Genomic DNA, 25500 nt, shown 5'->3' on the forward strand with positions numbered 1-25500 from the left:
CGGGCCCCATCGCTGGCAAGCCAGCTCCCACATGGATTGCGCCGGCTTTTAGAAATGCCTAGAAGCTGACGCGGTCCCTGTGGGCCGGCTTGCCGGCGATGGGCCGCAAAGCGGCCCTAGCGATGGCGAGCCTTGAGGTACTCGCGCACCTCCACAGCATCCCCTGCAAACTCGATCCGGTCCGCCTTGGCATCACGCTGGTAGGCATACATCGGGTCGTAGTATTCCTTGAGCAACCCCTCGATCCACCCCCGGTGTAAATCGATACCCCCGGTGCGCTGCTGCTCATCCAGCGCCAGGCGCATGATCTCTGACAGGCGCTGACAGCGCTCGCCACCCAGGCGCTTGTGGATGTTGCTCATGCTCTGTAACAGGCGCTCAGCGAACAGCCGGCGCCCGAGCTCTTCGCCATGGAGCGCGACGAATTCGGCGCACAGGTTAACCACGTAGTCGCGCAGAATGCGTTCCACGCGGTTTTCGAAGCTGTCCTCCAGCCATACCAATGGGTACTGCTGCATACCCTGGTACAGCTCCAGCGGCACGGTGCAGCTCCCGACGATACGGCCCTCGTCCTCCAGCACGAATTGCTCGATACCGCGGGCGCGTTTTTTCAGCACGTCGATGGCCAGCTTGTTCTCGAAATCGATCTGCGCCGGCTGCCCGGTGGCACGTTTGCCGAAGCTCGAACCTCGATGGTTGGCATGCCCTTCAAGGTCGATCACGTTGCTCAGCTGGTGCAGCACATCGGTCTTGCCAGTGCCGGTCAGGCCGCCGAGCAGAACGAAATCGCATTGCTCCACGGCCTGCTGGGTTGTTTCCAGCAGGAACGTGCGCATGGCTTTGTAGCCACCCTTGACACGCGGGTAAGCGATGCCCGCTTCGTCGCGCAGCCACTGCTGAACGATCAGCGAGCGCAGGCCGCCGCGGGCGCAGTACAGGTAGCCATCGGGGTGGGCCTTGGCAAAGCTGGCCCAGGCGTGCAGGCGCTCGCGCTTGAGGGTGCCGCTGACCAGTTGATGGCCAAGGGTGATGGCGGCGGCCTGGCCCTGCTGCTTGTAGCAGGTACCGACCTTTTGCCGTTCCTGGTCGGTCATCAGCGGCAGATTGACCACGCCGGGGAAGGCGCCCTTGGCAAATTCGACGGGCGCACGCATGTCCATCATCGGCACATCGTCGAGGAACAACTGGCGGAAGTCGGTGCAGTCGTGGCGCATCAGTTCACCTCGACTGCGTGGCTCTGTCGCTCAGCCAGCAGGCCGATCGGCGCAAGGTCCAGGCCCAGTTCGGCGGCGACGGCAAGAAACGCCTGCTCGCCCTCGGGGGTGACCGCTACCAGCAGGCCGCCACTGGTTTGAGGATCGCACAGCAGGTGCTTCTGATCGTCGGTCAGTGCACCGATCTTGTGCCCGTAGCTGTCGAAGTTGCGCAGGGTACCGCCGGGGATGCAGCCCTCGGCCATGTAGTGCTCGATACCCGGCAGGCGCGGAACGGCGGCGTAGTCCAGGTGTGCGGTCAGCCCGCTGCCCTCGGCCAACTCGACCAGGTGGCCGAGCAGGCCGAAACCAGTCACGTCCGTCATCGCCTTGACACCGTCGAGCTTGCCAAAGCGGCTGCCGGGGGTGTTGAGCGTGCACATCCAGTCGCGGGCCAGGCCCTGGTCCTGTTCGCGCAGCTTGGCCTTTTTCTCGGCGGTGGTGAGGATGCCGATGCCCAAGGGCTTGGTCAGGTACAGGCGGCAACCCTCTGTCGCGGTGTCATTGCGCTTGAGGTGGCGCTTGCTGACCACGCCGGTGACTGCCAGGCCGAAGATCGGCTCGGGGGCATCGATCGAATGCCCGCCGGCCAGGGGGATGCCGGCTTCGGCGCACACGGCGCGGCCACCGCGAATCACTTCACGGGCCACTTCGGGCGGCAGCACGTTGACCGGCCAGCCGAGGATGGCGATGGCCATCAACGGGTCGCCGCCCATGGCGTAGATGTCGCTGATGGCGTTGGTGGCGGCGATGCGGCCGAAGTCGTAGGGGTCATCGACGATGGGCATGAAAAAGTCGGTGGTGGAAACCACGCCGCGCTCATCATCCAGGGCGTACACGGCGGCATCATCGCGCGATGCGTTGCCGACCCACAGGTTCTGGTCATGGGCCTGGACGCCACTTTCGGCCAGGATCACATCCAGCACCTTGGGGGAGATCTTGCAGCCACAGCCAGCACCATGGCTGTATTGGGTCAGGCGAATCGGCTCGCTCATTACGCACCTCATTTTTCGTGATGGGCGATTGTAGCAAAGCTGGCCTTTGCGTCCGTGCCACTTATAATCCATCTCCGTCTGCCTATCGCTGACACTTTCCCCGCTATTGAACCGGAGAATCCCATGCTCAAACGCCCTCTGGCGCTCGCCGCCGGCCTCGTGATGTCCTGCTGTGCCGTTGTAGCGCAGGCCGCTGACACCTTGCGGGTCAGTGCCATTCCCGACGAAGCGCCGACCGAGCTGCTGCGCAAGTTCGAGCCGCTGGGCAAATACCTGTCCCAGCAACTGGGCATGCAGGTAAAGTTCGTGCCGGTAGCCGACTACCCGGCAGTGGTTGAATCGCTGGCCAGCGACCGTCTGGACCTCGCCTGGCTGGGTGGTTTCACCTTCGTTCAGGTGCACCTCAAAGACCCGACCGCCACGCCTCTGGTGCAGCGTGAGCAGGATGCCCAGTTCACCTCCAAGTTCATCACCGCCAACCCACAGGTGAAGAGCCTGGCCGACCTCAAGGGCAAGTCCTTCGCCTTCGGTTCGATTTCGTCCACCTCTGGCAGCCTGATGCCGCGCTACTTCATGCTCAAGCAAGACAACATCAAGCCTGAGGGCTACTTCAGCCGGGTCGCCTACTCCGGAGCCCACGACGCAACCGTGGCCTGGGTCCAGGCCGGCAAGGTCGATGCTGGCGTGCTCAACGCCAGCGTCTGGCAGAAGCTGGTCGATGCCGGCAAGGTCGATACCAGCAAGGTCAAGGTGTTTGCGACCACCCCGACCTACTATGACTACAACTGGACCGTGCGCGGCAACATGGACCCAGCGCTCAAAGACAAGATCAAGCAAGCCTTCCTCGCCCTGGACCCTTCGAACCCGGAGCACAAGAAGATCCTCGACCTGCAGGCCGCCAGCCGTTTCATCGAAACCAAGCCTGAGAACTACCAGGGCACCGAGCAGGCGGCACGTGAGGCCGGCCTGCTCAAGTGACTATCACGCTGCTCGACGCGGGGCTGCGCCACGGCCAGGTTCGCGCGCTTGACTCGGTGTCTGTGCGTATCACCCAGGGTGAGCGTGTTGCGATCATCGGCCCTTCAGGGGCCGGCAAATCCAGCCTCCTGCACCTGATGGCCACGGCCGTACAGCCCAGCGCAGGGCGCCTGGATTTGTTGGGTGAGCAGCCTTGGGCGTTGTCGGCAAAGGCTCGCCAGCGGCTGCGCGCCAGGGTTGGCCTGGTACATCAGGCGCCGCCCTTGCCGCCTCGCCAGCGGGTGGTGACTGCCGTGCTGGCCGGGCGTCTGGGGCAGTGGGGTACGTTGCGTTCGCTGCTCAACCTCGTGTACCCCACCGATGTGCAGGGTGCACGCCAGGTGCTGGCCGAGCTGGGCTTGGCGGAAAAGCTGTTCGTCCAGTGCGGGCAGCTTTCCGGGGGCCAGTTGCAGCGCGTCGGCATTGCGCGTGCGCTGTATCAGCGGCCCGAGGTACTGCTGACCGATGAGCCGGTGTCAGCGATGGACCCTGTGCTGGCCGAGCACAGTCTGGCCCTGCTCAACCGCCATGCTCAAGCTCACGGCGTGACGCTGGTAGCCAGCCTGCATGCAGTGGACCTGGCCTTGGCGCATTTCCCGCGGGTTATCGGCATTCGTGAGGGCAGGGTGGCGTTCGACTGCTCTGCCGAGGCTGTGACCGAGCAGATGCTCGATGCGCTTTACGCCAACGAGCAGTTGGGGTCGCCACTGCCCCAGGCGCCGACCTTGGCTGTGCAGATTCCGCGATGCTGAAGGCCAGCGCCCGGGATCCGGCATTTGTGCCGCGCCTGTTCGTCGCCCTGGTTGCGCTGGCCCTGCTGTGGCCTGGGGCGCAATTGAGCGAGCTGAACCCGGGTGTGCTGCTGCAAGCGGAAAACCGCCAGCAGATTGCCAGCTTCACCAGCGCCTTCTGGCCGCCGGCGCATGATGGCGAGTTCCTCAAATTACTCTACGAGGCGACCCTGCAGACGTTGGCGGTGGCCACTGCCGGCATGGTGCTTGCGCTGCTGCTGGCAGTCCCGGCCAGCCTGCTGGCCAGCCGCGCCTTGTCGTTGCGCGCAGCCTCTCGCGGCGGCCGTTCCGGCGCTTGGTCCCGCCTGCTCAGGATGCCGGTGCGGGGGCTGTTGATTTTCCTGCGCAGTGTCCCCGAGGTCGTCTGGGCGTTGCTGTTCGTGCGCGCGGTAGGGCTGGGGCCAACGGCGGGGGTGCTGGCCATCGCCATCACCTACAGCGGTATGCTCGGTAAGGTCTATGCCGAAATTTTCGAGTCGGTCGACCAGCGCCCGGCGCATGCCCTGCTGCAAGCGGGCAGTGGCCGGCTGACCGCCTTCTTCTACGGCATCCTGCCCAGTGCTGGCACCGAGCTTGTGTCGTACACCGTCTACCGCTGGGAGTGCGCGGTGCGCGCCTCGGTGGTGATGGGTTTCGTGGGTGCGGGGGGGCTGGGCCAGCAGATCGACCTGTCGATGCGCATGTTCGCAGGCGGGGAGGTGGCGAGCATGCTGCTCGCCTTCTTTGGCCTGGTGCTGCTGGCGGACCTGCTCAGCCGCTTCCTGCGGGGGCGGTTGGCATGAGCCGCGTGATCAATCTGCTGGTGATGGCTGCCCTGGTTGGCGCGGTAGTCGCCTCGTTCAGCTACCTGGACCTGGACCTGCAGGCGCTGGTGGGTAACGGCGGGCTGGGGCAGATGGCCGAGTATGCCGGGCGTTTTCTGCACCCGGACGTTACCCCCGAACATCTGCAAGCGGTGGCGCGCGGTGCCCTGGAAACCCTGGCCATGTCCGGGCTGGGTACGCTGCTGGCAATGGTGCTGGGCATGCTGCTGGCATTGCCCGCAGCGGGGCGTTTCGGTTGGCCGCTGCAGGCTTCGGCGCGCCTGCTGCTCAATGCCCTGCGGGCCATCCCCGAGCTGGTATGGGCGGCGCTGATGGTACTGGCCGCAGGGCTTGGCCCCAATGCCGGGACGCTTGCACTGGCTCTGCACACGGCAGGTGTGCTTGGCCGGTTGTACGCCGAGGCATTGGAAAATACCCCGGCCGAGCCGGCGGCGGCGATCCGCCTGCAAGGTGGTGGGCAACTGGCGGCGTTCTGCTTCGGCACCTTGCCCAACCTGTGGCCGCAGTTGCTGGCTTACAGCCTGTACCGCTGGGAAAACAACATCCGTATGGCCAGTGTGCTTGGCCTCGTTGGCGCAGGGGGGCTGGGGCAGATGCTCTACACCACGCTGAGCCTGTTCCAGGAGGCCCAGGCCAGCACGGTGATCCTGGCCATGCTGGTCCTGGTGCTGCTGGTGGACGTATTCAGTGATGTCATGCGCCAGCGTTATGTGCGGGCCTGAACGCCTCAGCGCCTAACTCCCCGCACTGCGCTTCACGTTGCATCGACTCCAGGTTGCGCTCGATGGTCTCGCAAATGGCGTCCATCTGGATCTGGTGTTCACTGAAGCGGAACGGGCTCTGCAGGTCGGTGCCGATCCGCTCGATGGCGAGCAGCATGAACCCCACCACGGTAGACGCCAGTGGCGTGAACCAGCCCAGCGACTCGACCAGGCCCACAGGCACGATCAGGCAGAACAACGAGATGAATAGCCGCGGAAAGTACACGTAAGGGTAGGGCAGCGGCGTGTTGGCGATACGCTCCATGCCGCCTTGGGCGTTGGACAGGTCCACCAGCGTCGATTCCAGCCGCGCCAGGCGGATGCTGTCCAGCCGCCCGGCCTTGTATTCGCGGGCGAGCAGGGTCGCCGAGCCACTGAGGATATCGTTGGCGAAATTGTTTGAACGGTTGCGCCGCTCGAACTCTCCTGGGGGAATGAACGCCATCAGCTCGTCTGGGCAGGCTTCGCCTTTGAGGTGTGCAGCCAGGCAGTTCACATAAGCGATATGCCGGCGCAACAAGGTGGCCTTGACCGGGTTCAGGCCGTCGTCGGTGTCGTCGATCAGCGTCAGCGTCTGCCGGGCGAAGCTGCGTGAACTGTTCACCAGCGCGCCCCACAAGGTGCGCGCCTCCCACCAGCGGTTGTAGGCGCTGCTGTTGCGAAAACTCACCAGCACCACCAGCGCCGAACCCAGCAGTGTCAGCGGGATCAATGGCAGGGTGAATTTGCTGTTCAAGAACAGCATGAAATCGATGGTGACCAGCACGTCCCAGATCAGCAGCCAGAACAGCGACCAGCCGATGTAGCCGAAGGTCTTCACCACCAGGCGATACTTGCGGGCGATGATCTCTTTCACGCGGGGAACCTCGAAAGGGGGATGCAGGATCGGACGTCGAGGGTCGAAGAAGGTTCGCGGGTGGGTGTTGCAAGAGGTTTTGATCTCGCCAGCGCGACCCTTTTGCCCTCCTGCGCCTGCCGTGGCAGGCCCCTTTGCATGAGTCGTGCTGGCCTGAGCTCAGGTTCAATTCAAGGTTTGGCGGCGACCGCGACATACCCTTTGATTGCGGCAGGCGCGGCCTTGGGCTTGGTTTTATCGGCCAGGTACTGGAAGCGGCGCCATTCCTTGTCGATTTCGCTATACGACATGAACACGCTGACACGCTCTTTGTCGGCCAGGTCCGGCCGGCTGCGCGCATCGATTTCATCTTTGGCGATGAAAGCGACATTGATCCCCACGACCTTGCCGTCGTCGGCGAACACCGGGCCACCGGACATGCCTTTGACCATCGGGCCGTCGTGCACCGAATAGAACACGCTGCCTGGCGTGCCCTGCAGGCGTACCAGCGAAGCCAGGGTGTGGCCCTTGCCCTGCACGGGCATCATCAGGCTGTTGAAGCCGACTGCTGTCACAGACTCGCCTGGCACGTACTGCCGCCAGAGCGGCACCTGCGCCGCCTTGTGCTTGAAGAACACCACATCACCCAGGCCTTCATGGACCACGTTGCGCAGGAAGGGGGTGTGCTTGGCGGTTACTGCGTAGTCTTCGTTCCACTGGATGGCGGTGGCCATCAGCAGCATCGGCAGCGGTGCACCGGAGGTGACCACGAATGCCTGATCGTAGACTGGGTCCGACACGTAGGACGTTGGCACTCCATTGCACCCACTGAGCAGCATCATTGCTGCCAGGCAAGGCACAGTTGATTTCATGATTGGCACAGATATCGAGAAATGGGAGCGCGACTATGGCGAAGTGCTATTACGCCATCAATACTTTCTGTGTATATCCGACGAATGACATCTTAGGTGGGGGCAAAGGTGCTGGCCAATAGATTCCAGGCATGGCTGGAGAGCCCGTGGCCATTGGGGTGGCGTCAAAAACTGCGGGTTGAAAAGGGGCTTGCATTCAAAAGTGAAATGGCCTCAGCTCATTGAGCTGGATTGAGCTGGATTGAGCTGGATTGAGCTGGATTGAGCTGGATTGAGCTGGATTGAGCTGGATTGAGCTGGATTGAGCTGGATTGAGCTATATTGAGCTGCATTGAGCTGCATTGAGCTGCATCCGGAGACGCCATGACATTGCTGAACAAGATTCTGAAACTGCTTCAGGAGGATCGGAGCCTTAGATCGCGTGAGATCGCCGAGCGTCTCGATGCAAGTTGGGCCACAGTCAAGCGTCACCTCGATGCGTTGTTGGAGGCTGGCCAGGTTCAGCGCGAGAAGGACGGACGTATCACGCGTTACCGGCTGGTCACGGCAGATGCTCGATTGCCAGACAGTGCGCCTGCGCAGTCTCCTTCCGCTGATCTGCCTTGGTCGCCTGCGAGCCTCGCCCTGCGCAAGTCGTTGACCCGTCCATTGGCAATGCGCGAAGTCGTCACCTATCAGCGCGACCTTGTAGACAGCTACGAGCCGAACCAGACTGCCTGGCTGCCACCCAGCTTGACGGCTGCGCTAGAGGCTGAAGGCCGGATGAGGGGGCAGCAGCCAGCCGGCACCTACGCGCGCAAAGTACTCGAACCTTTGTTGATTGACCTGTCATGGTCTTCGTCACATCTGGAAGGCAACCGCTATACGCTGCTCGACACCAAGAAGCTGTTCGAAAGTGGTGTGACGCAGGGAGATCTCGATGCGGTGATGTTGCTCAATCACAAGGCGGCCATCGAATTCATGGTCGATGCAGTACCTGAATACGGCCTCAACTCCGCCGTCATCCGCAACCTGCATGGCTTGCTGATGCAGGATCTGCTAGCAGACAGCAATGCCTTGGGCAGTATTCGCCAGACAGTCGTGAACATCAGCGGGACTACCTACTTCCCAACCCAGGTGCCCTCACTGCTGGAAGAGATGTTCGACTTGATACTCGACAAGGCACGGCAGATCAAGAATCCCATCGAGGCGGCATTCTTCTTGTGGATAAACCTGGCCTACCTGCAACCCTTCGAAGATGGCAACAAGCGCACAAGTCGGTTGGCGGCGAACATACCGCTGATGCTCTATAACTGCTCGCCTTTGTCGTTCCTGGACGTAAACCCGCAGGACTATGCGCTGGCGATGATGGGGGTGTATGAGCAGCGTGATATGGCGATGGCAGCGGATCTGTTTGTCTGGGTCTATCGCAGGTCGATCAGCAAGTATGGCGTGATGCTTGAAGCAATGGGGGTTCCAGACCCCGTGCGCCTGCAGTATCGAGAGGTGTTGAACGAGACGATTGGTGCCGTCGTACGCGACAGGCTCACTGTCCGCTCCGTGGTAGCCGGGCTGCCTTTTTCAGAGGACGAGAAAAGGCAGTTTCAGCCTCTGTTGCAGGCTGAACTGGATATCCTGGCGCTGCACAACTGCGCCAGGTATCGGCTGACCATGAGGCAGGTAACGGAATGGATCAAGGCCGGGAGACCCTCATGATTTCACGGGGCTGCTTAGTGAACCTATGCCCCGTGCCTGCAAGATGGTAACGGGCGCGTAGTGTGCTGCGCCGAGGCATTTGCCTGTGTAGTGATACTGGGCGTTTGCTTGGGCGGATGACGATGCACTGGGCCAGGAGCTTGCTGGTCCAACCGCAGGCATAAAAAAACCGACCATACGGTCGGTTTTTTCCGGATTTTGGTGCCCCGAGGGAGACTCGAACTCCCACTCCTTTCGAAAACGGATTTTGAATCCGCCGCGTCTACCAATTCCGCCATCAGGGCGTGTGGCGCGCAGTATAGAGAGCTACCTCTGGTCGGTCAATCGGCTTTCATGGTCAATTTTCACACATTGGGCTAAACTTCCCGGCCCTGCCGAACCCGAACATCATCATGCGCGTCGCCGATTTTTCCTTCGAACTCCCCGATTCCCTGATCGCCCGCCACCCGCTGGCCGAGCGCCATGGCAGCCGACTGCTGGTCCTCGATGGGCCAAGCGGGGCGCTGGCGCACAAACAATTCACCGATCTGCTCGACTACCTGCGCCCCGGCGACCTGATGGTGTTCAACAACACCCGGGTCATCCCGGCGCGGCTGTTTGGCCAGAAAGCCTCCGGCGGCAAGCTGGAAATGCTGGTCGAGCGGGTACTGGACAGCCACCGCGTGCTCGCCCATGTGCGTGCCAGCAAGGCCCCCAAAGAAGGCGCGGTGATCCTCATCGACGGCGGTGGCGAGGCCGAGATGGTTGCCCGCCACGACACGCTGTTCGAACTGCGCTTCACCGAAGAGGTGCTGCCGTTGCTCGAGCGTGTCGGGCACATGCCGCTGCCGCCTTACATCGACCGCCCGGACGAGGGCGCCGACCGTGAGCGCTACCAGACCGTGTACGCCGAACGCGCTGGTGCCGTAGCCGCACCGACCGCGGGCCTGCACTTCGACGAAGCGCTGCTGGACAAGATCGCCGCCATGGGCGTGGAGCGTGCCTTCGTCACCCTGCATGTCGGCGCGGGCACCTTCCAGCCGGTGCGGGTCGACAAGATCGAAGACCACCACATGCATAAAGAGTGGCTCGAAGTGAGCCAGGATGTGGTCGATGCCATCGAGGCCTGCCGGGCCCGGGGTGGCCGCGTGGTTGCGGTCGGCACCACCAGCGTGCGCTCGCTGGAAAGCGCTGCGCGCGATGGCGTGCTCAAGGCCTTCAGCGGCGATACCGATATTTTCATCTACCCGGGCCGGCCGTTCCATGTGGTCGATGCCTTGGTCACCAACTTCCACCTGCCGGAGTCCACGCTGCTGATGCTGGTCTCGGCATTCGCCGGTTACCCCGAGACCATGGCTGCCTACACGGCGGCGGTCGAGCAGGGGTACCGCTTCTTCAGTTACGGTGATGCCATGTTCATCACCCGCAATCCGGCGCCACGCGGCCCAGAGGATCAAGCATGAGTCGCACCTGTCGAATGTCCTTCGAACTGCTGGCCACCGACGGCAAGGCCCGTCGTGGCCGCCTGACGTTCCCCCGTGGCACGGTCGAGACCCCGGCGTTCATGCCGGTGGGCACCTATGGCACGGTCAAGGGCATGCTGCCACGTGACATCGAGGCCATTGGTGCCGAGATCATCCTCGGCAACACCTTCCACCTGTGGCTGCGCCCGGGCACCGAGGTGATCAAGAAGCACAACGGCCTGCACGATTTCATGCAGTGGAAAGGCCCGATCCTGACCGATTCGGGTGGTTTCCAGGTGTTCAGCCTGGGCGCCATGCGCAAGATCAAGGAGGAGGGCGTGACCTTCGCCTCCCCAGTGGACGGCTCCAAGGTGTTCATGGGCCCGGAAGAGTCCATGCAGGTGCAGCGCGACCTGGGTTCGGACATCGTGATGATCTTCGACGAGTGCACACCGTACCCTGCAGAGCACGATGTGGCGCGCACCTCCATGGAGCTGTCGCTGCGTTGGGCGCAACGCTCGAAGAACGCCCACGGGGACAACACCGCGGCGCTGTTCGGCATCGTCCAGGGCGGCATGTACCAGGACTTGCGCATGCGGTCGCTGGAAGCACTGGTCAATATCGACTTCGACGGCCTGGCCATCGGTGGTCTGTCGGTGGGCGAGCCCAAGCACGAAATGATCAAGGTGCTGGATTACCTGCCAGATCAGATGCCTGCTGACAAACCTCGTTACCTTATGGGGGTAGGCAAACCTGAAGATCTCGTTGAGGGTGTGCGCCGCGGCGTCGACATGTTCGACTGCGTGATGCCGACGCGTAATGCGCGCAACGGCCATCTGTTCGTCGATACAGGGGTGATCAAGATCCGCAACGCGTTCCATCGCCACGATGATTCGCCGCTGGATCCGACCTGTGATTGCTACACCTGCACAAACTTCTCCCGCGCCTATCTCCATCATCTGGACAAGTGCGGCGAAATGTTGAGCAGCATGCTGAATACCATCCACAACTTGCGCCATTACCAGCGCTTGATGGCCGGTTTACGCGAGGCTATTCAACAGGGTAAATTGGCCGCCTTCGTCGACGCCTTCTATGCCAAGCGCGGGCTACCTGTGCCGCCTTTGGACTGATTGTTCGCACCATCTAATTAAAACTTACGCAACTGGAGTGCCCAATGAGCTTCTTGATCCCCGCCGCCTATGCGGACGCTGCTGCACCCGCCGCTGGCCCAGCCGGCACCGGCTTCGAGTGGATTTTCCTGGTCGGTTTCCTGGTCATCTTCTACCTGATGATCTGGCGCCCGCAGGCCAAGCGTGCCAAAGAGCAGAAGAACCTGCTGAGCAACTTGCAAAAAGGTGATGAAGTTGTCACCAACGGCGGCATCGCTGGCAAGATCGTCAAGGTTTCCGATGATTTCGTGGTGCTGGAAGTGTCCGACACGGTCGAGCTGAAGTTCCAGAAGGGCGCCATTGCCGCGACCCTGCCAAAAGGTACGCTCAAGGCTATCTGAGTTACCGGTTTTTTTTCCAGTCGGGGCGCGCAACGCGCCCCGCGTCTTGAACGGGCGGCGTGATGCTGAACAAATACCCTCTGTGGAAATACGCACTGATCGTGATGGTACTGGCGATCGGTTTTATTTATTCCGCTCCCAACCTCTACCCGGATGACCCGGCGGTGCAGATCAGCGGTGCCAGCTCGGCGCTGCAGGTTAACCAGGCCGACCTCGACCGCGTCAGCAAGGCGCTGACCGAAGCCGGTATCACCGTCAAAGGTGCGAGCCTGGGTGAGAAGGGCAGCGCGCTGGTGCGCCTGAGCAACCAGGAAGACCAGTTGCCAGCCAAGGATGTGGTGCGCAAGGCACTGGGCGATGATTATGTCGTGGCCCTGAACCTGGCCCAAACCACTCCGCAATGGCTGCGTAACCTGGGTGCAAGCCCGATGAAGCTGGGCCTGGACCTGTCCGGTGGTGTGCACTTCCTGCTGGAAGTGGACATGGACAAGGCCATGAGCGCCCGCCTGAAAGTCTACGAAGGCGAGGTCAAGACCTTGCTGCGCAAAGAGCGCGTCCGCTACCGCAGCCTGCCCCAGCAGGATGGCGGCATCATGCTGGGCTTCGCCGACGATGCAACCCGCGAACAGGCACGTGCCCTGATCCGCAAGAATTTCAGTGATTTCGACCTGACCACCAGCGAACGTAATGAAACCGCTGTGCTGCGTCTGGCGCTGACTCAGGCGAAAGTCGCCGAGATCCGCGAGTACTCGATCAAGCAGAACCTCACCACCGTGCGCAACCGCGTCAACGAGCTGGGCGTCGCCGAGCCGCTGGTTCAGCGCCAGGGCGCCAACCGCATCGTGGTCGAACTGCCAGGTGTGCAGGACACTGCCGAAGCCAAGCGTATCCTCGGCAAGACCGCCAACCTGGAGTTCCGCTTCGGCGCCGAGCCGGGTGCGTCCAGGGCCACTACCGAGGTCTTCGAGTTCCGTGAGGGCGGCCGCTCCGCCCAGGTCGAGCGTGGCCTGATCATCACCGGTGACCAGGTTACCGACGCCCAGGCCAGCTTCGACGAGCATGGCCGGCCGCAGGTGAACATTCGCCTGGACGGCCACGGTGGCGAGCTGATGAGCCGCGCGACCCGCAGCAATGTCGGGCGCAGCATGGCGGTGATCTTCATCGAGCAGAAGCCGGTGACCCGCTACGTCAAGCAGACTGTCAACGGCGTCGAGAAGGACGTGCCGGTACAGAGCTTCGTGGAAGAGAAGAAGATCATCAGCCTGGCGACCATCCAGTCGCCGCTGGGCAGCCAGTTCCGCATCACCGGCCTGAACGGGCAGGGCGAATCGTCCGAGCTGGCTCTGCTGCTGCGTGCTGGTGGCCTGGCCGCGCCGATGTACTTCGCTGAAGAACGTACCATCGGCCCGAGCCTGGGTGCCGACAACATCACCAAAGGTATCGATGCGTCGCTGTGGGGCATGCTGTTCGTCTCGCTGTTCATCATCGCCATCTACCGCGCGTTCGGCGTGCTGGCGACCATCGCCCTGGCGGGCAACATGGTCTTGCTGCTGGCGTTGATGTCGCTGTTGGGCGCTACCCTGACCTTGCCAGGCATCGCCGGCATCGTGCTGACCATGGGCATGGCCGTCGACGCCAACGTACTGATCTTCTCGCGTATCCGTGAAGAGATCGCTGCCGGCATGTCGGTGCAGCGGGCGATTCATGAAGGCTTCAACCGCGCGTATTCGGCGATCGTCGATGCCAACCTGACCACATTGCTGGTCGGCGGCATCCTCTTTGCCATGGGTACCGGCCCGGTCAAGGGCTTTGCGGTCACCATGTCCCTCGGGATTTTCACCTCGATGTTCACCGCCATCATGATGACCCGTGCGCTGGTCAACCTGACCTGTGGCGGGCGTGACATCAAGAAGCTGTGGGTTTGAGGGGGCGACGATGAAAACCATCAATTTCATGGGTGTGCGCAAGGTCGCGTTCGCCGTAACCGTGCTCCTTACCGTGCTGGCACTGTTCAGCTGGTGGCAGAAGGGCCTGAACTTCGGCCTGGACTTCACCGGCGGTACGCTGATCGAGCTGACCTACGAGCGCCCGGCCGACCTCAAGGCGGTGCGTGCCGAGCTGGTCGAATCCGGTTTCCACGAGGCCGTGGTGCAGAGCTTCGGCGCTACCACCGACCTGCTGGTGCGTATGCCTGGCGATGACCCGATGCTGGGTAACAAGGTGGCCGAAGCCCTGCAGAAGGTTGGCGGTGACAACCCGGCGACGGTCAAGCGCGTCGAGTTCGTTGGCCCGCAAGTGGGTGAAGAACTGCGCGACCAGGGTGGCCTCGGCATGCTCCTGGCGCTGGGCGGCATCCTCATCTACCTGGCTTTCCGCTTCCAGTGGAAATTCGCCGTGGGCGCGATCATTTCGCTGATCCACGACGTGGTGGTGACGCTGGGTATCCTGTCGTTCTTCCAGATCACCTTCGACCTGACGGTACTGGCGGCGGTGCTGGCGATCATTGGTTACTCGCTCAACGACACCATCGTGGTGTTCGACCGGGTGCGTGAGAACTTCCGCGTGATGCGCAAGGCCTCGCTGATCGAGAACATCAATATCTCGACCACGCAAACCTTGCTGCGCACGGTGGCCACTTCGGTATCGACCCTGCTGGCAATCGCTGCGCTGCTGTTCTTCGGCGGTGACAACCTGTTCGGCTTCTCCCTGGCCCTGTTCATCGGTGTCATGGCGGGTACCTACTCCTCGATCTACATCGCCAACGTGGTGCTGATCTGGCTGAACCTGAACAGCGAAGACCTCATTCCGCCGGCCAAGACCGACGGTGTGGATGACCGCCCTTAAGGCTTAGCCCTACGCCGTTCGGCGATCGAAAAGGCGCGAGTGTTGAACTCGCGCCTTTTTTTTTGCTCCAAGGCTGGGAGCAGGCGGGTTTACCCCGCGGGTATGAATCAGGAGGTTCAATGTGAACAAATCAATGCTGGTGGGTGCGGTACTGGGTGCTGTCGGTGTGACTGCCGGAGGTGCTGTGGCGACCTACAGCTTGGTGAACAAAGGCCCCGAATACGCCCAGGTCACCGACGTGCAGCCGATCAAGCAGCAGGTGAAAACCCCTCGCGAAGTGTGCAAGGACGTGGCCGTGACGCGTCAGGCGCCGGTCAAGGATCAGCATCAGATCGCCGGTACCGTGGTAGGCGCCCTGGCGGGCGGCTTGCTGGGCAATCAGATCGGTGGCGGCACCGGCAAGAAGATCGCCACCGTGGCCGGTGCTGTCGGTGGTGGCTATGCCGGTAACAAGGTGCAGGAGGGCATGCAGCAGCGTGACACCTATACCACCACGCAAACCCGTTGCAACACGGTCAATGATGTCAGTGAGAAGGTCGTGGGTTACACCGTGACCTATTCAATCGATGGCCAGGTGGGCAAGGTGAAGATGGATCGCGAGCCGGGCTCGACCATCCCACTGGACAAGAACGGCAAGCTGATCCTGAGTGACGCCGGGCAGCAATGATATTGCAGGCACAAAAAAAGCACCTCGCGGTGCTTTTTTTGTGCCTGCAATCTGCGCTTAGCGCTTCATGTGCTCTGGCAGGTGCGGCTGGATAGCGGTCAGCACGGCCTTGAAGCATTTGATGTTGCCGGCAACGATGTGGCCTTTGTCGAGGAAGTCGTGGCCACCGTTGAAGTCGCTCACCAGGCCGCCCGCTTCCTGGATCAGCAGCACGCCTGCTGCCATGTCCCACTCGGACAGGCCCGACTCCCAGAAGGCGTCGAAGCGGCCGGCCGCCACGTAGGCCAGGTCCAGGCTGGCGGAGCCGGCGCGGCGGATGCCGGCGGTCTGGCCAGTCAGGGCGCGGAACATGCCCAGGTAGTTGTCCATGTCAGCCATCTGGTTGTCACGGAACGGGAAGCCGGTGCCCAGCAGGGCGCCGTCCAGGCTGGTGCGGGAGCTGACGCGCAGGCGGCGGCCATTGAGCTGGGCGCCACGGCCGCGGCTGGCGGTGAATTCTTCCTGGCGTACCGGGTCGACGATCACGGCGTGCTCGAGGCGGCCACGGTATTTGCAGGCGATGCTGACGGCGAAGTGCGGGATGCCACGCAGGAAGTTGGTGGTGCCGTCCAGTGGGTCGATGACCCAAAGGTAGTCTTTGCCTTCTTCACCGGAGCCCGCGTGCAGGCCGGTTTCCTCACCCTGGATGGAGTGGTTCGGATAAGCCTTGCGCAGGGCGTTGACGATGCTCTGCTCGGCGGCGCGATCAACCTCGGAAACGTAGTCCTTAGCCTCTTTCTCGTCCACCTTGATGCTATCCAGGCGTTCGATGGAGCGGAAAATCAGTTCACTGGCGCTGCGAGCGGCGCGCAGGGCGATATTCAGCATAGGCTGCATGGGCGGGTCACCTGGAGATGTTAAAGAAGAAAGCCGAACATTCTAGCAGAAAAGTTTGGCGGCAGAAGTGTCACATTTGCTTTCATGGCGTTACGCTGGTCGGTTCTGTAAGATCGGATCCCCCAAAACCCGCATCTGTGAGCACAACACCTTGCTGCAAAATATTCGTGTTGTTCTGGTCAATACCAGCCACCCCGGCAACATCGGCGGCGCTGCGCGAGCCATGAAAAACATGGGCTTGTCGCGTCTGGTGCTGGTGCAGCCAAAAGAATTCCCCGCCGCGGACGCCAGTGCGCGGGCCTCCGGTGCCGACGATGTGCTGGCCGGTGCCCAGGTGGTCGACAGCCTCGAGCAGGCACTGGTCGGCTGCAGCCTGGTCATGGGCACCAGCGCCCGTGAGCGCAGTATTCCCTGGCCGTTGATCGACCCCCGTGAATGCGGGGCCAAGGCCGTGGAGCATGCCGTCGGGGGAGAGGAGATCGCCTTGGTGTTCGGGCGTGAGCACGCCGGCCTGACCAACGAAGAACTGCAGCGATGTCACTTCCACGTGCACATTCCCTCGAACCCCGACTTCAGCTCGCTGAATCTGGCCGCAGCGGTCCAGGTGCTCTCTTATGAGGTGCGCATGGCCTGGCTGGCGGTTGAAGGCACGGCGCAGAAAGTCGAAAAGGTCGACGCCAGCGAGCTGGCGACCATGGACGAAATGGAACTGTTCTATGAACACCTGGAGAAAACCCTGGTGGACATCGGCTTCCTTGACCCCGCAAAGCCCAAGCACCTGATGGCGCGCCTGCGCCGGCTGTATGGGCGCAGTTCGGTGGAGCGTCCGGAGATGAGCATTTTGCGCGGTATCCTCACCGAGACCCAGAAGGTCGCGCGGGGCGAGCCGCATAAAAGGAAGGACTGACAGATGTTCGAACGTCTGCGTGAAGATATTCAAAGCGTTTTCCATCGGGACCCGGCGGCGCGCAATGCCTTCGAGGTGCTGACCTGCTACCCGGGTATGCATGCCATCTGGCTGCATCGCCTGGGCAATGCCTTGTGGAGGCGCGATTTCAAGTGGCTGGCTCGCCTGGTGTCGAATTTCGGCCGCTGGATGACCGGTATCGAGATCCATCCCGGCGCCACCATCGGCAGGCGCTTCTTCATCGATCACGGCATGGGTATCGTGATCGGCGAAACCGCCGAGATCGGTGACGACGTCACGCTTTACCAGGGCGTGACCCTGGGTGGCACCAGCTGGAACAAAGGCAAGCGCCATCCGACCTTGGAAAACGGCGTGGTGGTGGGTGCAGGGGCCAAGGTGCTCGGCCCGTTCACCGTCGGTGCCGGGGCCAAGATCGGCTCCAACGCGGTGGTGACCAAGGCGGTGCCGGCAGGTGCCACGGCGGTCGGCATCCCGGGGCGGATCATCGTCAAGCGCGAAGACAGCGAAGTCGAGGCCAAACGCAAGGCCATGGCGGAAAAGATCGGCTTCGATGCCTACGGTGTCAGTGGCGACATGCCTGACCCGGTGGCGCGCGCCATCGGCCAGATGCTCGACCACCTGCAGGCTGTCGACGAGCGCCTGGAAGGCATGTGCGGCGCACTGACCAAGATGGGCAGTGACTACTGCGCCAAGGAGCTGCCGGCCCTTCCTGAAGACGACTTCAGCGAGACCGCGGCAGCGGCCCCACGCGACGCTCGGTCGCATTGATCGCGCCACAGTGACGGCAGGTTGGCATAGGGGGCGTGTGCTCACGCCCCTTTGCTGCTACAATCGCGCCCGCCTCCCAGATGCAAACCCGACTAAAGCAGTAGGTCTAATAGTTGACTTAAATGCTCGGGAATCGCATACTCGCTCACATCCTGTAACTCTCGTGGTATCCATTTAGCCATGCGACTGACTACCAAAGGCCGATACGCCGTGACAGCCATGCTTGACCTGGCGTTGCACGCGCAGCATGGGCCTGTGTCTTTGGCCGACATTTCCGAGCGCCAGGGCATTTCCCTCTCTTATCTGGAGCAGCTGTTCGCCAAGCTGCGCCGCAGCAGCCTGGTATCCAGCGTGCGCGGCCCGGGCGGTGGTTACCAGCTGTCTCGTGGCATGGAAACCATCCAGGTGGCCCAGGTCATCGACGCGGTCAACGAATCGGTCGATGCCACCCGTTGCCAGGGGCTTGGGGATTGTCATGCCGGTGACACCTGCCTGACCCACCACTTGTGGTGCGACCTCAGCCAGCAGATCCACGAATTCCTCAGCGGCATCAGCCTGGCTGACCTCGTCATGCGCCGTGAGGTGCAGGAAGTCGCCCAGCGCCAGGACCTGCGTCGTGTCGCAGGCCGTTCTGCCCAGCTGGACAAGATTGAGACGTCCGCCGTCGACTGACCTTTTACAGTGACGAGCGACGCCACCGCCTGATAGGAGATACTCAATGAAGTTGCCGATCTACCTCGATTACTCCGCGACCACACCGGTCGATCCCCGTGTCGCCCAGAAGATGGCCGACTGCCTGCTGGTCGACGGTAACTTCGGTAACCCGGCTTCGCGCTCCCACGTGTTCGGCTGGAAAGCCGAGGAAGCGGTCGAAAACGGCCGTCGCCAGGTTGCCGAGCTGATCAACGCCGACCCCCGCGAGATCGTCTGGACCAGCGGTGCAACCGAGTCCGACAACCTCGCCCTCAAAGGCGTGGCGCACTTCTATCAGACCAAGGGCAAGCACATCATCACCTCCAAGATCGAGCACAAGGCGGTCCTGGACACCGCTCGCCAGCTCGAGCGTGAAGGTTTCGAAGTCACCTATCTGGAGCCCGGTGAAGACGGCATCGTCACCCCGGCCCAGGTCGAAGCGGTGCTGCGCGACGACACCATTCTGGTCTCGCTGATGCACGTCAACAACGAAGTCGGCTCGATCAACGACATCGCCGCCATCGGTGAACTGACCCGCTCGCGCGGCGTGCTGTTCCACGTTGACGCCGCCCAGTCGGCCGGCAAGGTCGAGATCGACCTGCAGAAGCTGAAGGTCGACCTGATGTCGTTCTCCGCGCACAAGGTCTACGGCCCGAAGGGCATTGGCGCGCTGTATGTCAGCCGCAAGCCTCGCGTGCGTCTGGAAGCGATCATTCACGGCGGTGGCCATGAGCGCGGCATGCGTTCGGGCACCCTGCCGACCCACCAGATCGTCGGCATGGGCGAAGCATTCGCCATCGCCAAGCAGGAAATGGCCGCGGAAAACCAGCGCATCAAGGCCCTGAGCGACCGCTTCTTCAAGCAGGTCTCGGACCTCGAAGAGCTGTATGTCAACGGCAGCCAGACTGCCCGCGTACCGCACAACCTGAACCTGAGCTTCAACTATGTCGAAGGCGAGTCGCTGCTGATGTCGCTCAAGGACATCGCGGTATCGTCAGGTTCGGCTTGCACCTCCGCTTCGCTCGAGCCGTCGTATGTACTGCGCGCTTTGGGCCGCAACGACGAGCTGGCGCACAGCTCGATCCGCTTCTCCTTCGGCCGCTTCACCACCGAGGAAGAAGTCGACTACGCCGCGCAGAAAGTCTGCGAGGCTGTAAACAAACTGCGTGAGCTGTCGCCGCTGTGGGACATGTACAAAGACGGCGTTGACATCTCCAAGATCGAGTGGGCCGCCCACTAAGCAGTCGCCAGCAAGAGCGGCTCCCTGATGAGGAAGGAATTGCACCATGGCATACAGTGAAAAGGTCATCGACCACTACGAAAACCCACGTAACGTCGGCAAGATGAATGCCGAGGACCCGGATGTCGGTACCGGCATGGTCGGCGCCCCAGCGTGCGGTGACGTGATGCGTCTGCAGATCAAGGTCAACGAGCAAGGCATCATCGAAGATGCCAAGTTCAAGACGTACGGCTGCGGTTCGGCCATCGCTTCCAGCTCCCTCGCCACCGAGTGGATGAAGGGCAAGACCCTGGACGAAGCCGAAACCATCAAGAACACCCAGCTGGCGGAAGAACTGGCGTTGCCGCCGGTCAAGATCCACTGCTCGGTACTCGCCGAAGATGCCATCAAGGCAGCCGTTCGCGATTACAAGCAGAAGAAAGGCTTGATCTAAGTCGCCTGTTGCGAAGTACCGACGTTGAGGAATAAGTACCGATGGCTATCAGCATGACAGAAGCCGCCGCCAACCACGTGCGGCGTTCCCTCGAAGGGCGCGGCAAGGGCGAGGGCATCCGCCTGGGCGTGCGCACCACCGGTTGCTCGGGCCTGGCCTACGTGCTGGAGTTCGTCGATGAACTGGCGGACGAGGACACCGTGTTCGAAAACCATGGCGTCAAGGTGATCATCGATCCCAAGAGCCTGGTTTACCTTGACGGCACTGAGCTGGACTTCGTCAAGGAAGGGTTGAACGAAGGCTTCAAGTTCAACAACCCCAACGTACGCGGTGAGTGTGGCTGCGGCGAAAGCTTCAACGTCTGAGGCTGGCTGTGGGTACTCCTTGTCATTTCGCTCTGTTCGACCTCCAGCCGTGCTTCCGGTTGGACCTCGACAAGCTGGCCACTCGCTATCGCGAGCTGGCCCGCGAGGTTCATCCTGACCGCTTCGCCGACGCTTCCGAGCGAGAGCAGCGGGTAGCGCTGGAAAAATCCGCCGCCCTCAACGACGCCTACCAGACGTTGCGCAGTGCCCCGCGCCGTGCCCGCTATTTGCTGGCCATCGGTGGCCACGAGGTGCCTCAGGAAGTCACGGTCCACGACCCTGACTTCCTGCTGCAGCAGATGCAGTGGCGCGAGGAACTCGAAGAGCTGCAGGACGAAGCCGACCTCGACGGTGTCGCCGTGTTCAAGAAGCGCCTGAAGGCTGCTCAGGACACGCTCAACGAGGATTTCGCCGCCTGCTGGGATGTGCCTGCCGAGCGCGACAAGGCCGAGCGCCTGATGCGCCGCATGCAGTTCCTCGACAAGCTCGCCCAGGAAGTGCGCCAACTAGAAGAGCGCCTCGACGATTAACCCGGCGTTGCCCGTGATGACGCCTAAGGTATTCAGATAAGCATGGCCCTACTGCAGATCGCCGAACCCGGTCAAACCCCCCAGCCGCACCAGCGTCGCCTGGCGGTGGGCATTGACCTGGGTACTACCAATTCTCTGGTCGCTGCCGTGCGCAGCGGTCGCAGCGAACCCCTGCCCGATGCGCAGGGCAACGTCATTCTGCCCTCCGCAGTGCGCTATCTGGCTGGCCACAATGAGGTCGGCCTGGCAGCGCGAGAAGCTGCCGCCAGCGACCCACTGAACACCGTGCTTTCGGTCAAGCGCCTGATGGGGCGTGGTCTGGCCGACGTCAAGCAACTGGGTGAGCAGCTGCCGTATCGCTTCATTGGCGGCGAGTCGCACATGCCGTTCATCGAGACTGTCCAGGGGCCAAAGAGCCCGGTGGAAGTGTCCGCCGATATCCTCAAGGTGCTGCGCGAGCGCGCCGAAGCGACCTTGGGTGGCGAGTTGGTGGGCGCGGTGATCACCGTGCCGGCTTATTTCGACGATGCCCAACGCCAGGCGACCAAGGATGCCGCCAAACTGGCTGGCCTCAACGTGCTGCGCCTGCTCAATGAGCCGACCGCCGCTGCCGTTGCCTATGGCCTGGACCAGAATGCCGAAGGCCTGGTGGCCATCTATGACTTGGGCGGCGGTACGTTCGATATTTCCATCCTGCGCCTGACCGCAGGTGTGTTCGAAGTGCTTGCCACCGGTGGTGACACGGCCCTTGGCGGGGACGACTTCGATCACGCCATTGCCAGCTGGATCATCGAGCAGGCCGGGCTGTCCGCCGACCTCGACCCGGCTACCCAGCGCCAGCTGCTTCAGGCTGCCTGCGCCGCCAAGGAAGCCCTGACCGACGCCGACCTGGTCTGCGTCAGCCATGGCGCCTGGCAGGGCGAGCTCAGCCGCGCCGCTTTCGAAGCCATGATCGAACCGCTGATTGCCCGTAGCCTCAAGGCCTGCCGCCGCGCCGTGCGCGACAGTGGCGTCGAACTGGAGGAGGTGGGTGCGGTGGTCATGGTCGGTGGTTCGACCCGCGTACCGCGTGTCCGTGAAGCGGTAGGCACGCTGTTCGGCCGTACCCCGCTGACCTCGATCGACCCCGACCAGGTGGTCGCCATCGGCGCTGCCATTCAGGCTGACACCCTGGCCGGCAACCGCCGCGAAGGCGGTGAGCTGCTGCTGCTCGACGTCATTCCGCTGTCCCTTGGTCTTGAGACCATGGGCGGGCTGATGGAAAAGGTGATCCCGCGCAATACCACCATCCCAGTGGCCCGCGCGCAGGAATTCACGACGTACAAAGATGGCCAGTCGGCCATGATGATTCACGTTCTGCAGGGTGAGCGCGAGCTGATCAGCGATTGCCGTTCGCTGGCGCGCTTCGAGCTGCGTGGTATTCCGGCCATGGTTGCCGGCGCCGCGAAAATCCGCGTGACCTTCCAGGTCGATGCCGATGGTTTGCTCAGCGTCGCGGCGCGTGAGCTGGGCTCTGGCGTAGAGGCCAGCATCCAGGTCAAGCCATCCTACGGCCTGACCGACGGCGAGATCGCGCGCATGCTCAAGGACTCCTTCGAGCATGCCGGCTCCGACAAACAGGCGCGTCAGCTTCGTGAACACCAGGTTGACGGCGAGCGCCTGCTTGAAGCTGTGCAGGGCGCCCTGGACGCTGATGGCGAGCGACTGCTCAGCCGTGAAGAGCGCGAAGCCATCGAATTCCAGATGCAAGAACTACGTGATTTGCTGACCGGCACCGATGGCCCTGCCATCGAGCAACAGACCAAGCGTCTGTCGCAGGTGACCGATGCATTTGCCGCCCGTCGCCTTGATTCGACGGTCAAAGCCGCACTGGCCGGGCGCAACCTGAATGAGATCGAGGAGTAACCGATGCCGCTGGTGACATTCCTGCCGCATGAGAAGTTCTGCCCAGAGGGGCTGAGCGTGGAGGTCGAGCCCGGGACCAATATCCTGGAGCTGGCCCACGACCATCACATCGAGATGGAAAGCGCTTGCGGTGGCGTGAAGGCCTGCACCACCTGCCACTGCATCGTGCGCAAGGGTTTCGATTCGCTTGAAGAAGCCGACGAACTCGAAGAGGACATGCTGGACAAGGCCTGGGGCCTGGAGGCGCAATCGCGTCTCGGCTGCCAGGTGGTCGTCGGTGATCAGGACCTGACCATCGAGATTCCGAAATATTCGCTCAACCACGCTGCCGAAGCGCCCCACTGAGGATTTTTCAATGAGTCTGAAATGGGTTGATGTACTTGAGATCGCTATCCAGCTTGCAGAAAGCAAGCCGGACGTCGATCCTCGTTATGTGAATTTCGTCGATCTGCATCGCTGGGTGCTGGCCTTGCCGGAATTCAGCGACGATCCGTCACGCGGCGGTGAGAAAGTGCTCGAGGCCATCCAGGCGGCCTGGATAGACGAAGCCGACTAAGCGTGACGCTGCAGGTTAGGCAATCCCCTGGAACCCGCGTATAATTCGCGGGTTTAATTTTTCGCAACACTCATATTCTGGAGTTTTCCATGGCTGTTCAACGTACTTTCTCGATCATCAAGCCTGACGCAGTCGCCAAAAACGTCATCGGCAAGATCACCACTCGCTTTGAAGAAGCCGGCCTGAAAATCGTTGCTTCGAAAATCAAGCAACTGTCCAAAGCCGAAGCCGAAGGTTTCTACGCTGAGCACCGCGAGCGCGGCTTCTTCGGTGACCTGGTTGCCTTCATGACTTCCGGCCCGGTTGTCGTTCAGGTTCTGGAAGGCGAAAACGCCATCGCTCTGAACCGTGAGCTGATGGGCGCTACCAACCCTAAAGAAGCTGCTGCCGGCACCATCCGTGCTGACTTCGCCGAGTCGATCGACGCCAACGCCGTTCACGGTTCGGACTCCGAAGCTGCTGCTGCTCGCGAAATCGCTTACTTCTTCGCTGCTACCGAGGTAACCACTCGCTAAGCGAAAGCTTACGGGTGAGGGTGAATCCATGACGACATCTACTGGCAAAATCAACCTGTTGGGCCTGACCCAGCCGGAAATGGAACAATTCTTCGACTCTATCGGGGAGAAGCGCTTCCGTGCCGGCCAGGTGATGAAATGGATTCACCATTTTGGCGTCGATGATTTCGCCGCCATGACGAACGTCGGCAAGGCCTTGCGCGAAAAGCTCGAGGCTGTTGCCGAAATTCGTCCTCCGGAAGTGGTCAGTGAAGACATTTCCGCAGACGGCACCCGTAAATGGGTGATCCGCGTTGCCTCCGGCAGCTGCGTCGAGACCGTCTACATCCCAACCGACGATCGCGGCACCCTCTGCGTGTCGTCGCAAGCCGGCTGTGCCCTGGACTGCAGTTTCTGCTCCACCGGCAAGCAAGGCTTCAACAGCAATCTCACCGCCGCCGAAGTGATCGGCCAGGTGTGGCTTGCCAACAAATCCTTCGGGACCGTCCCGGCCAAGATCGACCGCGCCATTACCAACGTGGTCATGATGGGCATGGGCGAGCCTCTGCTGAATTTCGACAATGTCATCGCTGCCATGAAGATCATGATGGATGATCTGGGCTATGGCATTTCCAAGCGTCGCGTCACCTTGTCCACCTCCGGCGTGGTACCGATGATCGACGAACTGGCCAAGCACATCGACGTGTCCCTGGCCCTGTCGCTGCATGCGCCTAACGACGCGCTGCGCAACCAGCTGGTGCCGATCAACAAGAAATACCCGCTGAAGATGCTGCTGGAGTCGTGCATGGGCTACATGGCCACCTTGGGTGGCAAGCGCGTGCTGACGGTCGAGTACACCCTGCTCAAGGACGTCAACGACCAGCCAGAGCATGCCGCGCAGATGATCGAACTGCTGCGCGATGTACCGTGCAAGATCAACCTGATCCCGTTCAACCCGTTCCCCCATTCCGGTTACGAGCGCCCTAGCAACAACGCTATCCGCCGCTTCCAGGACCTGCTGCACCACGGTGGCTTCAACGTCACCACCCGTACCACCCGTGGCGATGACATCGATGCCGCCTGTGGCCAGCTGGTCGGCCAGGTCAATGACCGTACCCGCCGCAGCGAGCGCTACATCGCCGTACGTCAGCTGTCTGCCGACGCCGAGCTGCAAGACAGCGCTGTGCGCCACTGAGTCCGGGCCCG

The 25500-nt window shown here is 62.0% G+C and carries 28 protein-coding genes and 1 tRNA gene; 23 read left to right on the forward strand and 6 right to left on the reverse strand.

Going from position 1 to position 25500, the window contains the following annotated elements:
- Positions 1 to 116 precede the first annotated feature (116 nt).
- Positions 117 to 1214 (reverse strand): tRNA 2-selenouridine(34) synthase MnmH, encoded by a 1098-nt coding sequence (mnmH, locus tag ACIPZC_RS07805; RefSeq protein WP_400626047.1) that lies wholly within the window; start codon positions 1212 to 1214, stop codon positions 117 to 119.
- Complete coding sequence (gene selD, locus ACIPZC_RS07810) at positions 1214 to 2248, reverse strand: selenide, water dikinase SelD (RefSeq protein WP_400626049.1); 1035 nt, start codon at positions 2246 to 2248, stop codon at positions 1214 to 1216. Before selD ends, mnmH begins: the two co-directional genes overlap by 1 nt.
- A gap of 123 nt (positions 2249 to 2371) precedes the next feature.
- Between selD and ACIPZC_RS07815 the strand changes: the two genes are divergently transcribed.
- From ACIPZC_RS07815 to phnE, 4 genes are read left to right on the forward strand one after another with little or no spacing between them, the layout of a single operon-like run.
- The gene (locus ACIPZC_RS07815; protein ID WP_241804156.1) at positions 2372 to 3226 is read left to right on the forward strand and encodes a putative selenate ABC transporter substrate-binding protein; all 855 of its coding nucleotides are present in this window, start codon (positions 2372 to 2374) and stop codon (positions 3224 to 3226) included.
- Positions 3223 to 4017, forward strand: coding sequence for a phosphonate ABC transporter ATP-binding protein (locus ACIPZC_RS07820; RefSeq protein WP_241804157.1), 795 nt, complete (start codon positions 3223 to 3225; stop codon positions 4015 to 4017). Before ACIPZC_RS07815 ends, ACIPZC_RS07820 begins: the two co-directional genes overlap by 4 nt.
- Positions 4011 to 4838 (forward strand): PhnE/PtxC family ABC transporter permease, encoded by an 828-nt coding sequence (locus tag ACIPZC_RS07825; RefSeq protein ID WP_400626051.1) that lies wholly within the window; start codon positions 4011 to 4013, stop codon positions 4836 to 4838. The genes ACIPZC_RS07820 and ACIPZC_RS07825 overlap by 7 nt, the downstream gene beginning before the upstream one ends.
- Positions 4835 to 5602 carry a phosphonate ABC transporter, permease protein PhnE gene (phnE, locus tag ACIPZC_RS07830; RefSeq protein ID WP_400626053.1) on the forward strand — a complete coding sequence of 256 codons (768 nt, stop codon included), beginning with the start codon at positions 4835 to 4837 and terminating at the stop codon, positions 5600 to 5602. The genes ACIPZC_RS07825 and phnE overlap by 4 nt, the downstream gene beginning before the upstream one ends.
- Here the strand turns inward: phnE and ACIPZC_RS07835 are convergent.
- Both ACIPZC_RS07835 and ACIPZC_RS07840 read right to left on the reverse strand, forming a co-directional pair.
- Complete coding sequence (locus ACIPZC_RS07835; protein ID WP_400626055.1) at positions 5574 to 6497, reverse strand: bestrophin family protein; 924 nt, start codon at positions 6495 to 6497, stop codon at positions 5574 to 5576. The two genes, phnE and ACIPZC_RS07835, sit on opposite strands and share 29 nt — an antisense overlap.
- Positions 6498 to 6667: 170 nt before the next feature.
- Positions 6668 to 7315: a trypsin-like peptidase domain-containing protein gene (locus ACIPZC_RS07840; RefSeq protein WP_267824095.1), complete on the reverse strand. Its 648-nt coding sequence runs from the start codon at positions 7313 to 7315 to the stop codon at positions 6668 to 6670.
- 396 nt (positions 7316 to 7711) lie between these two features.
- Between ACIPZC_RS07840 and ACIPZC_RS07845 the strand changes: the two genes are divergently transcribed.
- Positions 7712 to 9043, forward strand: a complete 1332-nt coding sequence (locus ACIPZC_RS07845) for a Fic family protein (protein ID WP_400626057.1) — start codon at positions 7712 to 7714, stop codon at positions 9041 to 9043.
- 199 nt (positions 9044 to 9242) lie between these two features.
- Here the strand turns inward: ACIPZC_RS07845 and ACIPZC_RS07850 are convergent.
- Positions 9243 to 9327: transfer RNA gene (locus tag ACIPZC_RS07850), tRNA-Leu, on the reverse strand.
- Between the two features lie 108 nt (positions 9328 to 9435).
- On the opposite strand from ACIPZC_RS07850, the gene queA reads away from it, so the two are divergent.
- From queA to ACIPZC_RS07880, 6 genes are all read left to right on the forward strand, one after another.
- Positions 9436 to 10485: a tRNA preQ1(34) S-adenosylmethionine ribosyltransferase-isomerase QueA gene (queA, locus tag ACIPZC_RS07855; RefSeq protein WP_241804174.1), complete on the forward strand. Its 1050-nt coding sequence runs from the start codon at positions 9436 to 9438 to the stop codon at positions 10483 to 10485.
- A 14-nt stretch (positions 10486 to 10499) separates the two neighbouring features.
- A complete protein-coding gene (tgt, locus tag ACIPZC_RS07860) occupies positions 10500 to 11615 on the forward strand; it encodes a tRNA guanosine(34) transglycosylase Tgt (RefSeq protein WP_241804434.1) in 1116 nt (371 codons plus the stop codon).
- 44 nt (positions 11616 to 11659) lie between these two features.
- On the forward strand, positions 11660 to 11995 hold the full coding sequence (yajC, locus tag ACIPZC_RS07865) for a preprotein translocase subunit YajC (RefSeq protein WP_008092587.1): 336 nt from the start codon (positions 11660 to 11662) through the stop codon (positions 11993 to 11995).
- A 62-nt stretch (positions 11996 to 12057) separates the two neighbouring features.
- Positions 12058 to 13920, forward strand: a complete 1863-nt coding sequence (secD, locus tag ACIPZC_RS07870) for a protein translocase subunit SecD (RefSeq protein ID WP_400626059.1) — start codon at positions 12058 to 12060, stop codon at positions 13918 to 13920.
- A gap of 10 nt (positions 13921 to 13930) precedes the next feature.
- Complete coding sequence (secF, locus tag ACIPZC_RS07875; protein WP_400626061.1) at positions 13931 to 14839, forward strand: protein translocase subunit SecF; 909 nt, start codon at positions 13931 to 13933, stop codon at positions 14837 to 14839.
- 121 nt (positions 14840 to 14960) lie between these two features.
- Positions 14961 to 15506, forward strand: coding sequence for a glycine zipper 2TM domain-containing protein (locus ACIPZC_RS07880; RefSeq protein WP_267818600.1), 546 nt, complete (start codon positions 14961 to 14963; stop codon positions 15504 to 15506).
- Between the two features lie 57 nt (positions 15507 to 15563).
- Here ACIPZC_RS07880 and suhB read toward each other — a convergent pair whose 3' ends face one another.
- Entirely contained in the window at positions 15564 to 16382 is an 819-nt protein-coding gene (gene suhB / locus ACIPZC_RS07885) for an inositol monophosphatase family protein (RefSeq protein WP_241804178.1), read from the reverse strand.
- Positions 16383 to 16533: 151 nt separating this feature from the next.
- Between suhB and trmJ the strand changes: the two genes are divergently transcribed.
- From trmJ to rlmN, 12 genes are all read left to right on the forward strand, one after another.
- Positions 16534 to 17289 (forward strand): tRNA (cytosine(32)/uridine(32)-2'-O)-methyltransferase TrmJ, encoded by a 756-nt coding sequence (gene trmJ / locus ACIPZC_RS07890; protein ID WP_267818598.1) that lies wholly within the window; start codon positions 16534 to 16536, stop codon positions 17287 to 17289.
- A gap of 3 nt (positions 17290 to 17292) precedes the next feature.
- Positions 17293 to 18078 (forward strand): serine O-acetyltransferase, encoded by a 786-nt coding sequence (gene cysE / locus ACIPZC_RS07895; RefSeq protein ID WP_241804180.1) that lies wholly within the window; start codon positions 17293 to 17295, stop codon positions 18076 to 18078.
- Positions 18079 to 18258: 180 nt separating this feature from the next.
- Positions 18259 to 18750 carry a Fe-S cluster assembly transcriptional regulator IscR gene (iscR, locus tag ACIPZC_RS07900; RefSeq protein ID WP_042111731.1) on the forward strand — a complete coding sequence of 164 codons (492 nt, stop codon included), beginning with the start codon at positions 18259 to 18261 and terminating at the stop codon, positions 18748 to 18750.
- 46 nt (positions 18751 to 18796) lie between these two features.
- A complete protein-coding gene (locus ACIPZC_RS07905; RefSeq protein ID WP_241804181.1) occupies positions 18797 to 20011 on the forward strand; it encodes an IscS subfamily cysteine desulfurase in 1215 nt (404 codons plus the stop codon).
- Between the two features lie 46 nt (positions 20012 to 20057).
- Positions 20058 to 20444 carry a Fe-S cluster assembly scaffold IscU gene (iscU, locus tag ACIPZC_RS07910; RefSeq protein ID WP_007929523.1) on the forward strand — a complete coding sequence of 129 codons (387 nt, stop codon included), beginning with the start codon at positions 20058 to 20060 and terminating at the stop codon, positions 20442 to 20444.
- A 41-nt stretch (positions 20445 to 20485) separates the two neighbouring features.
- Positions 20486 to 20809 (forward strand): iron-sulfur cluster assembly protein IscA, encoded by a 324-nt coding sequence (gene iscA, locus ACIPZC_RS07915; protein WP_008092567.1) that lies wholly within the window; start codon positions 20486 to 20488, stop codon positions 20807 to 20809.
- An 8-nt stretch (positions 20810 to 20817) separates the two neighbouring features.
- Positions 20818 to 21339 (forward strand): co-chaperone HscB, encoded by a 522-nt coding sequence (gene hscB, locus ACIPZC_RS07920; protein WP_027920280.1) that lies wholly within the window; start codon positions 20818 to 20820, stop codon positions 21337 to 21339.
- Positions 21340 to 21381: 42 nt separating this feature from the next.
- Entirely contained in the window at positions 21382 to 23244 is a 1863-nt protein-coding gene (hscA, locus tag ACIPZC_RS07925) for a Fe-S protein assembly chaperone HscA (RefSeq protein WP_400626066.1), read from the forward strand.
- A 3-nt stretch (positions 23245 to 23247) separates the two neighbouring features.
- On the forward strand, positions 23248 to 23589 hold the full coding sequence (gene fdx / locus ACIPZC_RS07930) for an ISC system 2Fe-2S type ferredoxin (protein WP_039604293.1): 342 nt from the start codon (positions 23248 to 23250) through the stop codon (positions 23587 to 23589).
- Positions 23590 to 23599: 10 nt separating this feature from the next.
- On the forward strand, positions 23600 to 23800 hold the full coding sequence (iscX, locus tag ACIPZC_RS07935; protein WP_024762959.1) for a Fe-S cluster assembly protein IscX: 201 nt from the start codon (positions 23600 to 23602) through the stop codon (positions 23798 to 23800).
- An 89-nt stretch (positions 23801 to 23889) separates the two neighbouring features.
- Positions 23890 to 24315 (forward strand): nucleoside-diphosphate kinase, encoded by a 426-nt coding sequence (gene ndk, locus ACIPZC_RS07940; RefSeq protein WP_241804183.1) that lies wholly within the window; start codon positions 23890 to 23892, stop codon positions 24313 to 24315.
- Between the two features lie 28 nt (positions 24316 to 24343).
- Positions 24344 to 25489 carry a 23S rRNA (adenine(2503)-C(2))-methyltransferase RlmN gene (gene rlmN, locus ACIPZC_RS07945; protein ID WP_241804184.1) on the forward strand — a complete coding sequence of 382 codons (1146 nt, stop codon included), beginning with the start codon at positions 24344 to 24346 and terminating at the stop codon, positions 25487 to 25489.
- The last annotated feature ends 11 nt before the right edge of the window (positions 25490 to 25500 follow it).

Source organism: Pseudomonas sp. NPDC089743 (assembly GCF_044748785.1).
Taxonomy (GTDB): domain Bacteria; phylum Pseudomonadota; class Gammaproteobacteria; order Pseudomonadales; family Pseudomonadaceae; genus Aquipseudomonas; species Aquipseudomonas putida_X.

Excerpts from the sequence above, each read along its gene's own strand:
- ACIPZC_RS07840 (WP_267824095.1), bottom strand. The coding sequence starts at position 7,315 with ATGCTGCTCAGTGGGTGCAATGGAGTGCCAACGTCCTACGTGTCGGAC.
- yajC (WP_008092587.1), top strand. The coding sequence starts at position 11,660 with ATGAGCTTCTTGATCCCCGCCGCCTATGCGGACGCTGCTGCACCCGCC.
- iscX (WP_024762959.1), top strand. The coding sequence starts at position 23,600 with ATGAGTCTGAAATGGGTTGATGTACTTGAGATCGCTATCCAGCTTGCA.
- secF (WP_400626061.1), top strand. The coding sequence starts at position 13,931 with ATGAAAACCATCAATTTCATGGGTGTGCGCAAGGTCGCGTTCGCCGTA.
- iscA (WP_008092567.1), top strand. The coding sequence starts at position 20,486 with ATGGCTATCAGCATGACAGAAGCCGCCGCCAACCACGTGCGGCGTTCC.
- suhB (WP_241804178.1), bottom strand. The coding sequence starts at position 16,382 with ATGCAGCCTATGCTGAATATCGCCCTGCGCGCCGCTCGCAGCGCCAGT.
- iscU (WP_007929523.1), top strand. The coding sequence starts at position 20,058 with ATGGCATACAGTGAAAAGGTCATCGACCACTACGAAAACCCACGTAAC.
- tgt (WP_241804434.1), top strand. The coding sequence starts at position 10,500 with ATGTCCTTCGAACTGCTGGCCACCGACGGCAAGGCCCGTCGTGGCCGC.
- mnmH (WP_400626047.1), bottom strand. The coding sequence starts at position 1,214 with ATGCGCCACGACTGCACCGACTTCCGCCAGTTGTTCCTCGACGATGTG.
- cysE (WP_241804180.1), top strand. The coding sequence starts at position 17,293 with ATGTTCGAACGTCTGCGTGAAGATATTCAAAGCGTTTTCCATCGGGAC.
- ACIPZC_RS07815 (WP_241804156.1), top strand. The coding sequence starts at position 2,372 with ATGCTCAAACGCCCTCTGGCGCTCGCCGCCGGCCTCGTGATGTCCTGC.
- hscA (WP_400626066.1), top strand. The coding sequence starts at position 21,382 with ATGGCCCTACTGCAGATCGCCGAACCCGGTCAAACCCCCCAGCCGCAC.
- ndk (WP_241804183.1), top strand. The coding sequence starts at position 23,890 with ATGGCTGTTCAACGTACTTTCTCGATCATCAAGCCTGACGCAGTCGCC.
- secD (WP_400626059.1), top strand. The coding sequence starts at position 12,058 with ATGCTGAACAAATACCCTCTGTGGAAATACGCACTGATCGTGATGGTA.
- fdx (WP_039604293.1), top strand. The coding sequence starts at position 23,248 with ATGCCGCTGGTGACATTCCTGCCGCATGAGAAGTTCTGCCCAGAGGGG.
- phnE (WP_400626053.1), top strand. The coding sequence starts at position 4,835 with ATGAGCCGCGTGATCAATCTGCTGGTGATGGCTGCCCTGGTTGGCGCG.
- iscR (WP_042111731.1), top strand. The coding sequence starts at position 18,259 with ATGCGACTGACTACCAAAGGCCGATACGCCGTGACAGCCATGCTTGAC.
- ACIPZC_RS07905 (WP_241804181.1), top strand. The coding sequence starts at position 18,797 with ATGAAGTTGCCGATCTACCTCGATTACTCCGCGACCACACCGGTCGAT.
- ACIPZC_RS07825 (WP_400626051.1), top strand. The coding sequence starts at position 4,011 with ATGCTGAAGGCCAGCGCCCGGGATCCGGCATTTGTGCCGCGCCTGTTC.
- rlmN (WP_241804184.1), top strand. The coding sequence starts at position 24,344 with ATGACGACATCTACTGGCAAAATCAACCTGTTGGGCCTGACCCAGCCG.
- queA (WP_241804174.1), top strand. The coding sequence starts at position 9,436 with ATGCGCGTCGCCGATTTTTCCTTCGAACTCCCCGATTCCCTGATCGCC.
- selD (WP_400626049.1), bottom strand. The coding sequence starts at position 2,248 with ATGAGCGAGCCGATTCGCCTGACCCAATACAGCCATGGTGCTGGCTGT.
- ACIPZC_RS07845 (WP_400626057.1), top strand. The coding sequence starts at position 7,712 with ATGACATTGCTGAACAAGATTCTGAAACTGCTTCAGGAGGATCGGAGC.